Annotated in this window: 15 protein-coding genes and 1 riboswitch; of the genes, 1 reads left to right on the plus strand and 14 read right to left on the minus strand. The window is 41.9% G+C overall.

Translation table 11 applies throughout. The features are described 5' to 3' along the window. Positions 1-128: 128 nt before the first annotated feature. Together I3257_RS05395 and I3257_RS05400 are read right to left on the minus strand one after the other, a co-directional pair. Positions 129-1337: a transglycosylase SLT domain-containing protein gene (locus I3257_RS05395; RefSeq protein ID WP_087815630.1), complete on the minus strand. Its 1209-nt coding sequence runs from the start codon at positions 1335-1337 to the stop codon at positions 129-131. A gap of 1054 nt (positions 1338-2391) precedes the next feature. After that, positions 2392-3225, minus strand: a complete 834-nt coding sequence (locus I3257_RS05400; RefSeq protein ID WP_087815627.1) for a Nif3-like dinuclear metal center hexameric protein — start codon at positions 3223-3225, stop codon at positions 2392-2394. 315 nt (positions 3226-3540) lie between these two features. Here I3257_RS05400 and I3257_RS05405 point away from each other — a divergent pair, with 315 nt between their 5' ends. Further along, positions 3541-4869, plus strand: a complete 1329-nt coding sequence (locus I3257_RS05405; protein ID WP_087815625.1) for a trypsin-like peptidase domain-containing protein — start codon at positions 3541-3543, stop codon at positions 4867-4869. Positions 4870-5010: 141 nt separating this feature from the next. On the opposite strand, the gene yfaE is transcribed toward I3257_RS05405, so the two are convergent. The 12 genes from yfaE to I3257_RS05465 all read right to left on the minus strand — a co-directional run bounded on the left by yfaE (position 5011) and on the right by I3257_RS05465 (position 15049). Then, a complete protein-coding gene (gene yfaE / locus I3257_RS05410; protein ID WP_045446158.1) occupies positions 5011-5277 on the minus strand; it encodes a class I ribonucleotide reductase maintenance protein YfaE in 267 nt (88 codons plus the stop codon). Positions 5278-5363: 86 nt separating this feature from the next. Further along, on the minus strand, positions 5364-6497 hold the full coding sequence (nrdB, locus tag I3257_RS05415) for a class Ia ribonucleoside-diphosphate reductase subunit beta (RefSeq protein ID WP_045446160.1): 1134 nt from the start codon (positions 6495-6497) through the stop codon (positions 5364-5366). A gap of 77 nt (positions 6498-6574) precedes the next feature. Further along, positions 6575-6958, minus strand: coding sequence for a hypothetical protein (locus I3257_RS05420; protein WP_087815623.1), 384 nt, complete (start codon positions 6956-6958; stop codon positions 6575-6577). Positions 6959-6997: 39 nt separating this feature from the next. Continuing rightward, positions 6998-7285, minus strand: a complete 288-nt coding sequence (locus I3257_RS05425; protein WP_087815621.1) for a type II toxin-antitoxin system mRNA interferase toxin, RelE/StbE family — start codon at positions 7283-7285, stop codon at positions 6998-7000. Next, complete coding sequence (locus I3257_RS05430; RefSeq protein WP_087815619.1) at positions 7275-7526, minus strand: type II toxin-antitoxin system Phd/YefM family antitoxin; 252 nt, start codon at positions 7524-7526, stop codon at positions 7275-7277. The genes I3257_RS05425 and I3257_RS05430 overlap by 11 nt, the downstream gene beginning before the upstream one ends. Before the next feature lie 178 nt (positions 7527-7704). Beyond that, positions 7705-8073: a hypothetical protein gene (locus I3257_RS05435; protein WP_087815617.1), complete on the minus strand. Its 369-nt coding sequence runs from the start codon at positions 8071-8073 to the stop codon at positions 7705-7707. Continuing rightward, positions 8064-8531 carry a hypothetical protein gene (locus I3257_RS05440; protein WP_087815615.1) on the minus strand — a complete coding sequence of 156 codons (468 nt, stop codon included), beginning with the start codon at positions 8529-8531 and terminating at the stop codon, positions 8064-8066. The genes I3257_RS05435 and I3257_RS05440 overlap by 10 nt, the downstream gene beginning before the upstream one ends. Positions 8532-8642: 111 nt before the next feature. Next, positions 8643-10919, minus strand: coding sequence for a class 1a ribonucleoside-diphosphate reductase subunit alpha (nrdA, locus tag I3257_RS05445; RefSeq protein ID WP_087815613.1), 2277 nt, complete (start codon positions 10917-10919; stop codon positions 8643-8645). A 537-nt stretch (positions 10920-11456) separates the two neighbouring features. Then, positions 11457-11777: a DUF493 domain-containing protein gene (locus tag I3257_RS05450; protein ID WP_045446256.1), complete on the minus strand. Its 321-nt coding sequence runs from the start codon at positions 11775-11777 to the stop codon at positions 11457-11459. Between the two features lie 256 nt (positions 11778-12033). Then, the gene (locus I3257_RS05455) at positions 12034-12732 is read right to left on the minus strand and encodes a class I SAM-dependent methyltransferase (protein WP_087815611.1); all 699 of its coding nucleotides are present in this window, start codon (positions 12730-12732) and stop codon (positions 12034-12036) included. Positions 12733-12844: 112 nt separating this feature from the next. After that, positions 12845-13492: a thiaminase II gene (tenA, locus tag I3257_RS05460; RefSeq protein WP_087815180.1), complete on the minus strand. Its 648-nt coding sequence runs from the start codon at positions 13490-13492 to the stop codon at positions 12845-12847. Positions 13493-13630: 138 nt separating this feature from the next. Next, a riboswitch (TPP riboswitch) is annotated at positions 13631-13750 on the minus strand. A gap of 372 nt (positions 13751-14122) precedes the next feature. Beyond that, positions 14123-15049 carry a bestrophin family ion channel gene (locus I3257_RS05465; RefSeq protein ID WP_087815182.1) on the minus strand — a complete coding sequence of 309 codons (927 nt, stop codon included), beginning with the start codon at positions 15047-15049 and terminating at the stop codon, positions 14123-14125. Positions 15050-15218 lie beyond the last annotated feature (169 nt).

Consider the following 15218-nt stretch of genomic DNA (forward strand, 5'->3'; position numbering starts at 1 on the left):
TTAGTGGAATAATAGCCAAGTAAATACGATTAAGACAGATCATTCTGCACAAAAAAGCTGCTCTTTATAAGAGCAGCTTTTTTTATCTATAAAATTCAATTCTCAAAATATCTAATAGCACTTATCAACTAGACAGTTTGAGTTTTGATAGTCTCAAGATAACTTCTAATATTGCTAACATAATGCATGGCTTGGCCATAACGACTATTGGTAGCTTTATTGTCACCTAAGTACGCATAAACGTTCGCCCAGCTTTTATCATCAATACCCTGATCTCGCAGTTTACGCTGAATACTCTTTACTGCATTTGGTCCCATGTTGTAGCCGGCAAGCGCAAACCAAATACGATCTGTCTTTGGCACATCAGCAAAGTCATCTTTCATTTGCTCTAAATAACGTGCGCCGCCGCCGATACTTTGGTAGGGATCGACGCGATCTGAGACCCCCATTGCTTTGGCTGTATTATTGGTCAACATCATAAGCCCACGCACGCCCGTTGGCGATACGGCATTGGCATCAAGGTGTGATTCTTGATAACCCATGGCCACTAATAATTCCCAATCATGATTATAATTGCGTGCTTGCTCTTCAAAAGACGATTGATAATCAGGCAGTTTTTCGGTCAACGTTTTTTGGAAATGATCTTGGCTATAGGCGTCTTTTAGCAAGTTTTGATTGTAAAAGGCAGCAAGTTTTTGTGTGTTTTTCAGCTTAATGCTGTCACATAAAAAGTAACTGGCTTTTTGTGATAATGGGTCATTGGATGAATTGAACGTCCAACTGACTTTTGGATGTAAACCATTCTTTGTTAAGCTGGCGTCATAGCCGCAACTGATGTTGATAGACGATAAGTTAAACTTGCTCTTTAACTGTGTACTGGCCGTTGTTAATGCCATGTCTACCTCGCCCGATCTCAGCGCCTTTAGGGCAGTTTCTTCATTGGCATACGCTTTTAGGTCGATATCAACGCCAAGCTCGTCAGCATAAGTACGCACCAAATCAAAACCAAAGCCATGTTGAAAACCGTCAGTCGCAAAATAAGTGCTGTCACCGGGGACGGCAGCGATAGTTAACGTGCTTTCTAGCATAACGTTATCATAGGCTGGCACTGGCGCACGCATCGTCGTCAGACTCTCAGCAGGTAAAGAGAGAAGAGCGATACTAGAAACTTGCGCAAGCTTTTTGGTTCTAGAAAAACGACTCGATGTCGTCGGGGTAACGGATGAAACGATGTTACTTTTAGTGTTCGGTAGGCGTTTAGATGGACGCAGTAAATAAGAAATACGGCGTCTAGCCCCTTGCGCAGATACTTTCACACGATAAGTAATACGCTGCATGGATGTCTCCTGATTTTAGCCATCCTGCTTACCGTAAAACGCTTATGAATGTATGCTTATAAAGTAGTCATACATCGATGTTGCATTTTAGACAACCACGCACTTCTTAATAAGATAAGTGCGTCGTCATCTTGTTTAATAATAGTGCCGCTAATGAATTTTTATCAGATGTAGCGGTGCAGTTTTTAATTAGCTGGTTATCTACTGGCGTATTCAGTGTATCAGGTAAGAGGGCTAAAAAATCTCTCAAAATATCAATATAAAACATCGATATAAAGTATCAATACAAAATGATGAACGCACAACACCGCGAAGGATATAAATCGGATGATTCCTTCATCGATGCATAGATAGGGCTAAGAATAAAACAACTATATATTAAACATAGGTAAGGTCATGAACTAAGTTATTGAGACAAAACATAAAATGAGCGGGGTGCTTATGCACTCAGCTTTTCTATGCTGATATTAATGACCATGTCCTCTTTAAATCATTTGTAATAGAGTCAACAGTGATTAATTTTTTGTCCAGCAATAAGGGTAAGCAAGTCGCTATTTTCATTACTAATAAAAAAATGATAGAAAATTTACTACCAATCAGCGGTTGCTAACCCAGTATCGCGACACTTAAATCAAGACATACCATGCTGCTGAAAATATATCACGCACAGTGTGTCTATTAGTAAACCGTCCAAAACCTCGCTATCTATATGACCTCAATAGCTATACAACATAGTAAGATTTTAGGCGGTTATACTCATTTAAGTACCATAACCGGAAGCTGTAATAAATGGGAAGCCTCATGACAAGACATTCTTTCTTCGGATATTAATATGCGGATATTCCTTGGATTATTCAAGTGTGGTTAAGAAATTAGCGATAAAACTTAACAATTGGGCTATAGACGGTTAAAAAGGCCATTGTTATTGATACACTATTGAAAATTGCAGCAGCAAAAATTGTGCATACTGGACGACAATACTGATTGTTATTAGCCTTGTTTTCCGAAAATTATTCTAAATTTAGATAGCTATGAGTAGAGTTGAGGACACAGTTTAAGCAGGATTATCAATATCTACAAAGGTCACGGGTATACTAAATGCTTGAGAAACTATGTGACCGAGTGCTTGAATACCGCCGCGTTCTGTCGCGTGATGTCCACAAGCGAAATAATCAATGCCCAGCTCACGGGCAATATGGGTGGTACGTTCTGATATTTCGCCAGAGATAAAGGCGTCACAGCCCATCAATGCAGCTTGCTCGATCATATCCTGTGCGCCGCCCGTACAAATGCCCACGTGTTCGATAATTCTGTTATTATCGATATGAGCGCTTGTACTATTCGGTGCGCTATAATTGGCAGAGATATGCAATGGCAATCGTCCTAGTGTCTGAGTAATGTGAGCAATGAGGCTTTGAGCATTCTGCGGGGTACAAGTGGCGATATTACCCACTGGATGCGACTCACTAGGGTATAAAGCGCCGATAACGGTCATGTTTAATGCGTCAGCCAACTTGGCATTATTACCAATGACAGGATGGGCATCGAGCGGCAGATGATAACCAATCAAAGAGATACCATGCTGCATAAGTTTACGGATACGCTGACCTTTCATACCAGTGATGGGGGCAGGTTCGCCTTTCCAAAAATAACCATGATGCACCATAATGGCGTCTGCATTGTCAGCAATCGCCGCATCAATCAACGCCTCACAAGCCGTCACACCAGTGATGATTCGTTTGATAGGTCGACCCCCATCTACTTGTAAACCATTAGGGGCATAATCTTTAAAAGCATCTGCTAATAAATAGTCATCACAGAATGTGGTCAGCGCTTGAACGGTAATGGCGGTGTTTGAGGGCTCGCTTGAGATATTGTGTGTGGTCATGGTATTCCCTTATAATTGATTCAGTGGGGCAAGCATTTATGGCTAACATGTGGCTTTTGATAATGAGTATTTTAACATGTAGCTACAGTAGGATAGACAATCCTACTCACTGAAATGGTACACGATACGTTACAACTGGGTAGTATTGGCGGTTATAATTTATACATGTAAGCTTGCCGTATAGATAGTGCAAAAAAACAACCATCTAGTGGGCTGTGAACGTTTGATAAATGCCGCTCAATGCATCCTAATATACACCATGCTTCTTACCTTATTTATCTTCGTCTGTTTGTATCAAATTTATAGAGGTTTTATATGTCGTCATCTCGGAACACCAGCAGCAAGGCGTCTGTATTAAAATGGTTACCTTGGGTTTTATTGCTAGTCGTGATTGCCGCATTTATTTGGTTGTTTGCGAGTATGAAGACGGCATCAGAGCAAGCATGGGAGCCGCCCAGAACCACACCTGCTGAGCAGCAAGCGTCAGCACCTGTTTCTGATACACCCGCAGCGATTTCTTCTTATCATAATGCGGTTGCTCGCGCCTCACAATCAGTCGTGAATATCTACACCACGCAAACGATGGCAGAGCATCCTTATATGAATGATCCTGTGTTGCGCCGCTTTTTTGAGTTCCATGGTGCACCGTCAGAAGAGCAGGGCAATACCAATTTAGGCTCTGGGGTGATTGTCTCAGAAGATGGCTATATCGTGACCAATGCCCATGTGATCGAAAAAGCTGATGAAATTACGGTCGCCTTTAATGATGGTCGTAAGAGCCGCGCTAGAATCGTTGGTACAGATCCAGACAGTGATTTGGCAGTGATTAAAGTAGATATGACCGGTTTGGCACCACTTGGTTTCCGTAAAGAACCTATCCGAGTTGGCGATGTCGCATTAGCGATTGGTAATCCTTTCGGTGTCGGTCAAACGGTAACGCAAGGGATTATCTCGGCGACAGGACGTACTGGGCTTGGGGTCAACAAGTTTGAAGACTTTATTCAGACCGATGCAGCGATTAACCCAGGTAATTCGGGCGGCGCACTCGTTGACGCTTTTGGTGAATTAATTGGTATTAATACGGCCATTTACTCACGCTCTGGCGGCTCTATGGGTATCGGTTTTGCTATTCCTACCGCTATCGTTGAGCAAGTGATGAACGCCATTATCAAAGATGGTAAGGTGAGCCGTGGTTGGTTGGGGATTGAGATACAGTCACAGCTACGTGACCCAACGCAGCTTGAAACCTCGACTGGGGTAGAAGTGCTTAATGTCGTTCCTAAGAGTCCTGCTGCTAAGAGTGGTCTGCGTATCGGCGATATTATTTTGACGATTGACGGCGTTGAGATGACGGATGCCAATACCTTGATTCAGTATGTCGCTCGTAAAGCACCGAATACCACGCTGAATGCGCAAATATTACGCCGTGGTAAAAATGCGCAAGTCAAAATACTGTTAGAAGAGCGTCCAGCACAAGAGCCGATGGAACGTCCGGTTGTGATTCTTGATGAAAATGTTGGTGGTATAGAAGATCCAAATCTACAAGGTGAGAGACAAGACGTACCGATGATGTCAGAAGCCGAGCGTGACCGTATGCGTGAAGAGCTGTTGCAGCTGTTTGAAAGAGATGGTGCACCCTTATAAGGTCACTCTTCATCACCTAAAACTTAAGCAAAATAAGCTTAATCAAAATGGCTTGAACAATTTATAGACAGTAAAAAAGCGCGTTATCTTGAAGATAACGCGCTTTTTGTTTCGACTTTTTTAGCACTATTTTGGTTAATATTACTCTATAGTAGGCTCGTGATTAATGTAAATCACCCCCTGCACACGACAACAGCAGGGTAGGATCTCGTCTTCATCAATCATGGCAAGGGGCGCAAACGGATAGTCAATGACGTGTGAGCTGGCGATACGCTTGATGCGGCAACTGCCACAATAGCCTTCCTTACATTGATAATTGATATCATGTCCGGTGCGTAGCAATCCATCAAGCAAGCTTTCGTCATCATGCAAGTAAAATTGCTTTTTACTCGTCATTACCCAAGTCATAGTCTTATCCTGTTTGTTTCCCTATCATTCTGTACTTTCTAAACAATAATCTTTCAAAAACTATTTTTTAAATGAACACATAAGCTCTAAAGTTCAAAATCATCAAAATCACTGTCTGATAAATCTGAATCAATTTGACCAACCAAGTATGAGCTGATTTCCGTCTCTTGCGGGGCAACTTGTACGTTGTCAGATGACAACCATGTGTTAATCCACGGGATTGGGTTTGATTTAGAATTCGGGAATGCGACTGGCAAGCCAACCGCTTCCATACGTAAATTGGTGATGTATTCAATATATTGGCAAAGAATGTCTTTATTGAGACCAATCATTGAGCCGTCTTTGAATAGATAGCCTGCCCATTCTTTTTCTTGCTCAGCCGCTTTACGGAATATCTCGATGCTTTCTTCATAGCACTCTTTGGCAATGTCGACCATCTCAGGATCATCACGACCGATGCGCATGAGGTTAAGAATATGCTGAGTGCCCGTTAAATGTAGCGCCTCATCACGAGCAATCAATTTAATAATCTTGGCATTACCTTCCATTAGCTTACGCTCAGCAAAGGCAAATGAGCAAGCGAATGACACATAAAAGCGAATGGCTTCTAAGACGTTGACTGCCATCAAGCACAAGTAAAGCTGCTTTTTCAGCGATTTTAAATCGACAGTAATTTGCTTACCATTGATCGTGTGCGTGCCTGCACCGTATAGGTTATATAGCGATGAGTTATAATATAAGTCATCGTAGTACTTGGCGATGTCTGCGGCGCGCTCTAGGATATGATCGTTTTGCATGATGTCATCAAAGACGATAGCAGGGTCATTGATAATATTGCGAATGATATGGGTATAGCTGCGCGAGTGAATGGTCTCAGAAAACGTCCACGTCTCAATCCACGTCTCAAGCTCAGGAATCGATACCAATGGCAGTAGTACGACGTTTGGGCTGCGACCTTGGATAGAGTCGAGTAGCGTTTGATACTTTAGGTTACTGATAAAAATATGCTGTTCGTGTGAGGACAAATTGCCATAGTCCATACGATCACGTGATACATCGACTTCTTCTGGACGCCAAAAGAACGACAGTTGCTTTTCAATCAATTGCTCAAAGATAGGGTGCTTTTGTTGGTCGTAACGCGCCACGTTGACCGGATTACCAAAAAACATCGGCTCTGTTAGCGCATTGTTTGGCGTTTGGGAAAAAATCGAATAAGTCATGAGACTGCCTTTATCATTGATATGGTTATTAAGTTATAGGGTTTTGACTAGATTTGGTTTGATTGGATGGGATTGTATTACAAGTGCTCTAAAGATATCTGTTCTGGCGTCTGTCCATCATTCATATACGCTTTAAATATCTCACTTAGCTCACTATCGTCCAAACCTTCCAATTCATCGATCGCACTCTTACGCAGCGCACTCAAGCCATCATCATCTGATAGTTGATGCATTTCTTTCTGTACGTCTTTTTTAGTCGTTCTCTTTATTGGTTTTTTCAATACTTTTGTGGTGACTTTCTTTAATGCTTCTGGTTTTGCTGCTGTGCCTTCGCCTAATTGCTCACGGACGTCTGCGATGTCGACTTCCACTTGTACGATATGCGAGTCACCATCGTTTAGGTCTGAAAATACGTTAGGGATAAACAAACCACCGTCTTTGATGATTGCGGTATATTGCACTCTATGACCTCCGTTATTTTTATTCTGTCTGTGTTTTAATTAGGGGTGGCGTGTCGCAAGCGCATCATATACTTTGTTATTCTCTCTTTTGCCTACTGCTAATACATAAACCACGACCACATCATCTTTAACGGTATACACCAAACGATAGCCTATGGTGCGTAGTTTGATTTTATAAGTATCATTATGACCTGATAACTGTGAAGCAGGAACACGAGGATTTAATAAGCGCTGCTGTAACTTTTTCTTAAACTGCTGCTGAATACTGGGTGCTAACTTTTTCCATTCTTTTAACGCTAAAGGGTGAAACTCAAGATTATAGGTCATCCAACGTTACCTTTACAGGTTTTTGCCCGTCATTCATCCGTGAGCTAATAGTTTGGCTTAATGCCATGTCGTCCATTGCTTCCATCATGCGTTCAAAGACGTCTGTTGAGACTAAATAAGCCACTGGTTTATTGTGGTTTAAGATAGCAATAGACTCACCGTCTGACTGTTTAATCAGTGCCGAAGGGTTGTTTTTCAGCTCTGAGATACTGGCTGTCTGTGTCGCAAATATTGGTTGCATGATTCATTCTCCGCTAATATTAAGCTCTAAATATAGAGACAATATTAGCACGAAAATTAGGTCTTAATTGTTAATCTATTTACGCGTATTTTGTAGGGTGCGCCAAACGTAATTTCCATGCTATCACTGCGCTGGGAATATCCTACAAAAAATATAAATAATGTTTAAACAAGCATATTTATTTAAACAAATTGTCAATACCAGATACTTGCTGACTTGCTTTATCGAATAAATCTAATAGTGCTGGAGAGTTCTTTTCATATTTGTATACAATGTAATCATCTTTAATGATACAAAACACTGTATCTTCACACCAGCTATATTCAGATTCATCATGATAGTATCTATATCTTCTTAAATATAAGCCTAGGGATTGAGATTGGTATTCTGTATAAAGAAATAATGGGAAGAAATCATCTGTGCCATAAGATAAATTTTTAGGGGGTATTCCTATATTCCATCTAATTGTATTAGAGTTAGTTTGTTGTATTAAAATATTAATTAGATTTTCAAATTTAGATACAGTATCCATAGTATTCATTTCCATTTTAAATCTTTCTCTAATTCTGAAAGAGTAACAACTAGGGCAGATAGTTCTCTCAACAACAACCAAGATTCTTTGTCTGTAAATTCTATTTTTTTGCGATAATAGAAAAAATATTTTTTAGTAGTAAACATAAGTACAAAATTTCTACACTTTTTTTTGTGTGAATCCTCAGTGAGCTTTTTTTCCAGACTCTCAACAAGGCTTTTAGCATTTAAAAACTCTGTAAATATATATTCTTTGTTGTTTTCAAAATCATTCATTTTTTCTGATACGTCTGGATAGATCTTTTTTAAAGATTTATTGATTTCTGGAATCCTAGCCTTTCCGATAAATAGTTTATATATCTTCCTAGCTTCAAGAAATAAGAATATAGAAATAGCTAAGCTAATAAAAGACATAATTACGGAGATATCTGAAGCTAGAGCTACATAGTTGCTCGGAATGATCCGAATGTCCAAAATAATACTCCATACTATTAAAACTGGCTAAAAAGCTAAGATCGGTATAGTAAATATCCTGTCACCTATAGTTTTTAAAAGTAACAGGATAGTATTTCCAATATTTCTAGCCTAAATCTTACATGCACCGCCAGCACAATCATCTTCCATATCCGCTTGGGCATCGTTCGCACCATCACGGGTGTTGTGATAATACAACGTCTTCACGCCAAGCTTATACGCGTTTAGTAAATCCTTAAGCAATATCTTCATTGGTACACGACCGCCTTCATAACGAACGGGATCGTAGTTGGTATTGGCAGAGATACTTTGATCGACGAATTTCTGCATGACAGCGACCAGCCGTAGGTAACCGTCATTGTTTGGCATTTGCCATAGTAGCTCATACTGATTTTTTAGCTTATCAATCTCAGGCACGACTTGCTTTAGGATGCCGTCCTTTGACGCTTTGATAGACACCAAACCACGTGGTGGCTCGATACCGTTGGTCGCGTTGGCGATCTGACTAGAGGTCTCAGACGGCATCAAGGCGGTTAGGGTAGAGTTGCGCAGACCGTGAGTGGTGATTTCAGTACGTAGGGTTTCCCAATCGAGATGTAGCGGCTCTTGGCAGATTTTATCCAAATCTTTTTTGTACGTATCAATCGGCAAGATACCTTGCGAGTACGTCGTCTCATTGAACGCAGGGCAAGCGCCTTGCTCTTTTGCCAATTTGTTTGACGCTTTCAAGAGATAAAATTGCAACGCTTCAAATGTTTGATGGGTGAGACCCAATGCTGAGTCGTCTGAATAGCGCACGCCATTCTTAGCAAGGTAATACGCATAGTTAATAACGCCCACACCGAGTGTACGACGACGCATGCTGCCATTTTGAGCCGCTTTAACTGGATAGTCTTGATAATCAAGCAGGGCATCAAGCGCACGGACGATTAGCTCAGCTGGTTCTTCGATGTCGCTGACGTTGTCGACTTTACCCAAGTTGACCGCTGATAGCGTACAAAGCGCGATTTCGCCTTCTTCGTCATTGATATTATCAAGTGGCTTGGTCGGTAGGGCAATTTCCATACATAGGTTTGACTGACGAATCGGCGCAACCGTTGGGTCAAATGGGCTATGCGTATTGCAATGATCGACGTTTTGGATGTAGATACGACCCGTGCTCGCACGTTCTTGCATCATTAGGCTGAACAAATCAGCGGCTGGGATTTGACGGCTACGAATGCTTGGGTCATTTTCGTACTTGGTGTATAGCTCTTCGAATTTGTCTTGATCTTCAAAGAACGCATCATACAAGCCCGGCGTGTCACCTGGTGAGAATAGCGAGATGTCTTGACCTTTGATGAGGCGCGTGTACATCGTTTTATTTAGCTGTACGCCGTAATCCATATGACGCACACGGTTGTCTTCCACGCCGCGGTTGTTTTTAAGTACCAATAATGACTCAACTTCTAAATGCCACAATGGGTAAAACAACGTCGCTGCACCGCCACGGACGCCGCCTTGTGAGCAGCATTTAACAGCTGTCTGAAACAGTTTATAGAATGGGATACAACCGGTATGCTGTGCTTCGCCGCCACGAATAGGGCTACCAAGGGCGCGGATGCGACCCGCGTTGATGCCGATACCAGCACGCTGTGACACATAGCGTACGATGGCGCTGGTGGTCGCGTTGATAGAATCTAGGCTATCACCACATTCGATCAATACGCATGAGCTAAACTGACGCGATGGGGTACGCACTCCTGCCATAATAGGTGTTGGTAGCGAGATTTTGAATTGCGACGTCGCATCGTAAAAACGCTTTACGTAGTCCAAACGATCTGATTTGTCATAACGGCTAAACAAACACATACCAACCAGCATGTACAAGAACTGCGGGCTTTCAAAGACGGTCTTGTTGACACGGTCTTGGACGAGGTATTTACCTGCCATTTGCTCAACAGCGGCATAAGCAAGGTTCATATCGCGCCAGTGATCAAGATATGCTTCTAATTCATCAAACTCAGCACGGCTATAATCAGCTAGGATATGCTGATCGTATTTACCAGCGTCGGTCAGTTTTTTGACATGATCATAAAGGTGCGGCGGGGTGAATTTATTGTAAGCAATTTTACGCAGATGGAAAATCGCCAAACGCGCAGCCAAATACTGATAATCAGGCGTATCTTCAGAGATAAGATCTGCTGCTGACTTGATGATGGTCTCGTGAATATCGCGAGTCTTGATACCTTCATAAAACTGAATGTGCGACTTTAGCTCAACTTGCGACACAGACACATTATCCAAATTGTGAGCTGCCCACTCGATTACCTTATGAATTTTATCCAAATCAATAAGCTCTAATCGTCCGTCACGTTTGGTCACTTTGATTTTGTCGATGTGTGTCATGTTGCCCTCTTAAGTTGATAACTTGGTAATTATTTATAATGTTGCTTATAGTGATGCTGCACAGTCAGTAAACGGCAGGCATTCTTTATAATGCTACGATGCTTGCGCCGCGATAGGTGTTTTTTTAGGCAAAAATCTACCGCTACTCATAGTGACAATTAAATTCACTGAGTACTACATATAGCGTGTTTGTTAGTAGGTAGGCACAATATAGCGGGAAAATTTTGAAAATACTATATTGATTTTAGCATCAAACTATGTTGCTGTGAGGTTGTGCTGTGTCCGAATTTTAGCAAAGGACGATGGGGTAAGGGTTAGACGCGATTGACTCAAATAATAAGTTTTTTGTAAAAATCGTAGGATCATTTGCTTTTCATTCGCGAGTAAATGACCCACCAATAAGGGGATATAGAACAATAATCATGAGGGCGCAGATTGTACAGCAAACCACAAAAAATCGCCACCCGTATGTGATTAATAGCGAGTGACGATTTCGACGGAAAAGCAGCTGGCTTTTTTTAAACGACAATTATCTGTTTATACGACCAAACGGACTGTTTTGGCAGCGTCGAGTGAGGCATACAGTACATTGACCTGATCGGCTGCTGTAAGATATAGATTGACCCGTGCTGAATGGAAGCGACCCGTTTTAGACGGTTTCACTTCTATCGAGGCCAAATCGAAATCAGGGAACTGACTGCCCAAAATAAGCTTCACTTCATTGAGTAAGTTCTCACGCTCGCCTTCATGACCAATGATGCTAAGTGGATAGTTCATTGGAAAGTCCCAGAGCTCAGGATTTTGAATATCCGTCCTTTTGCCTGTGATCACACCTTGATTGGGCGTTAGGTTGGTCATTTTTACTGATTTTTCATTTGCTGGTGCTTGGTTGTTGTTTTGATTGGTGCTGTCTTTTGGATCGTCAGTCATGATGTGTGCCTCGCTTTATTAAATGTTAGCTATTAGCATAAGAGCTTTATTCACCATTTATAGTGGCACTAAACTTATAATTCAAGTGCTAAAATGGCAATGACAGTATGCTATGGATCACTGTGATCTGTCATAAATTTTGCTCAGTCATCCATGATAATCAAATGTTAATACACATATCAGCTCATTTTTTATAAGCACAAACAGCGACATAATCCCCACGGTCATAGCCTTCGATGACTTCTTGCACCTTGTCATTGGCATACATAGGATGGGTCAGTAAGGTCTGCGCATACTCAAAATCGACGAAACCATTGGCTTGCATCAGCGCGATTTTTTCATCAGAGGTGCGCCAATTTGCTGATTTAACCAGCTCAATAGGATAGGGATCAGCAGGAGAGATATGCGCAAGTAGCGGATGCTCCCAAGTATTTAATGAGCTGGCCAAATTATATAAGCTGGCAAAACCGCTTTCTTTTGGCACATCGATAACAATCAATTTGCCGCCGGTTTTTAAGGCATCAAATGCCTTTTTAATACAGATATCCAAATCGTTGATGTAGCTGACACTGCCGTTAAACATGATGATATCAAACTTATTTGGCTCAATATCGCAAGTCTCGGCAGGACTAATATCCACTTGTAAGCCGCGCTTTTTAGCGATTTCAGCCATGTCTTTAGAAGGCTCAATGCCGTGCCTGATATGGATATCATAATCCTGCGCCAATAGTGACTCAAACAGTCCACTACCGCAGCCGATAGACAATATCTCACTATCCTTATCTAAGAAATGCGCGACCAGCTTTAGCTCACTGGTCAGTAAGTTTTGGTTGTCAAAAAACCAGCTGTCATACGCGCTTGCATGTTCATCAAATGCTGCCATGATGTTTCTCCTTGAGTGTGTCCATTATTATGTTTAGGGTTAAGTTAAATTTTATTTATAATAAATATGGTATATAAAAGTATTTGCCATAAAGCTAGCACTTTGCATAGGGCTAGGACAGATCAAGCGCTTGTTGCCAAAAATTCACTTCCATACGTGAAGCAGTATTAAATAACTGTTGGAATTTGTCTGCCTGAGCGGGGTTAGCCTGTGCTAGTAGCGTATTAATCTGCGCTTCATTCTGCGCGGTAATCGCTTGAAATTCGTCACTGGCAAAGACATCAATCCATGGCTGGTAAGGATTGTCCGCGACAAAACCTTGTTCTTTAATGCGTTTGCCAATTTCGCCATAGCCCATCAAACAAGGAGCAATTGCCGCATAAAGCTCAGCTAATGAGCCTGACATGGCAGCGTCCAATAGGTAGCGGCTATAGGCAATAGTCACGGCAGATTCAGAAGCGCTTTCTACTTCTTTAAGTGGGATGTCCCACTCATGACATAAATCGAGATACATGCCAATTTCCATATCTAGCATGGCATTGATGCCTGCTTGACCGACTCGCATTTGTGCCAGCGTATCACTCCTATACACGCTCAACGCCATCACACGGGTATAGTGAATAAGATATAAATAGTCTTGCACAAGATAGTGACGAAAGCTGTCAGGGGCGAGCGTACCTGCTGTTAGCTGTTTGACAAAATCATGCTGAATGTAGTCATCCCATGTGGGGCAATGGTGGCGTAATGTTTGGTAGTTCATAGTGTTCACTTACTGTTATAAAATGCGAGTAAGCAAAGAGTAGGAGGTGATCAGTGAGCAGGCACAAAAAAACCTTACCAGATTATATGAATAAACTGGCAAGGCTTGCTTAGCAATGTATGCTTAAGAGGTGTGCTATAAAATGTCACGCTTGTTTCCTACGTCAGTGCTAACTGCATCAGGTTCGCGGGTAACTCTCAGCCATGATTTTGAATTGTAGTTAAAGCATCAAAAATCAAAGCACCCCGACAAGGTTTATTTTTCAGAAATAAATATAAAGTTTATATAAGTTTAAACTGCTCGTACTTAAGCAATCGGCTCTATGGTAGACGAATTCAGTTATCATTAGCAAGTGATGCGCAAAAAACCATGAATAAAGGTTGTCTTACAAGCGTAAATAGGCAAGTTTTTACCTTTTATTAAGCTGATCAAGTACCACGAGAATGGTGAAAGAAATCACTATTTTCAAATGTATTTTTTATTCATAAACGCTCTACGATTGCCTATATTATTTAGCTACCCGACGGTAGGATATTAAAAAATATCTTATAAATTAAGGCAACATGTTTATGGGACACTGTCTCATTTAGCATTGATTAATTTATGCTTTATAATCATTCAGCTAAGAGGCTATGGCAAATAGCCATTGATAGGAGTGATCTCAGGCGGAATATCTGCCTCTTCTAGTGCTTCTCGCAGATTAATCTCGATAGTACGCGACAATGCAGTCAGGGGTAGTTTGTTGGCGGCTAAGCCGAAAGGCTCTTCTAGCTCTTCACTGAGGGCATCCAAACCAAAAAAGGTATAAGCGATCACGGCACAAATCAGTGGGGTCACCCAACCGAGCGAGGCCACCAAGCCAAAAGGCAACATGATGCAATACAGATAGGTCGTGCGATGGACCAGCAGCATATAAGCAAACGGCAGCGGTGTATTATGAATGCGCTCGCAGGCCGCCAATACAATGGTCATAGACGTCAGGCGCTCGTCCATGTTCTGTATGACTTGCTCTGACACCAGTCCTTGACGCCGAATGTCGCCGAGCTGCTTACCCATGAGGCGCATGATGTAATCAGGTAGGTTGCGCGCTTGGCGCATACTATCATGGTGTTTCGATGCGACAAAAGGCTCGACATCATGCCAAGGTGACGAGCCGCGCAGGCGATGGCGCACAGCATGCGCAAAAGCAATGGTCAGGTAAACCATCGTTCGCCCAGTCTCGTGCCCATTCTCGGTATCAGTATCTATAAAAGAAAGCACTTGACGGGTTAAGCTACGCGCATCATATACCAACTGACCCCAAAGCCCTCGAGCTTCCCACCAGCGTTGATAACTGGCATTGTTGCGAAATCCAAGAAATAGCGACAACGCGATTCCTAGCAAGGTAAAAGGAGCCATACCATAATAAGGAAAAGAGTCAGGAAGCCAGTGCTGAATAATTGTTATAAGTGTGCTGAGAAGCGCGATCAGCAAAATTTGCGGATAAATTTTTGGAATGACAGAGCCGTGCAGGGTAAAAAGTATCTTGAGGGCGTTTGGGGTTTGCCGGACAATCATGTCGGTTTCCTATCGATGGCATGTATAAAAAAGCGATGACAGAGGTATCAATCAGCGTATACTCAAATCATCGCGACCTATCATATCAGTAGTTACCAATATGGCAATAATAAGATGATACTTAAATACTCAAATCACTTTTGTATTGCGCAGCAGCAAGGGGAACGGT

The sequence above is a fragment of the Psychrobacter sp. Ps7 genome (assembly GCF_022129225.1).
GTDB classification, from domain to species: Bacteria; Pseudomonadota; Gammaproteobacteria; order Pseudomonadales; family Moraxellaceae; genus Psychrobacter; species Psychrobacter immobilis_A.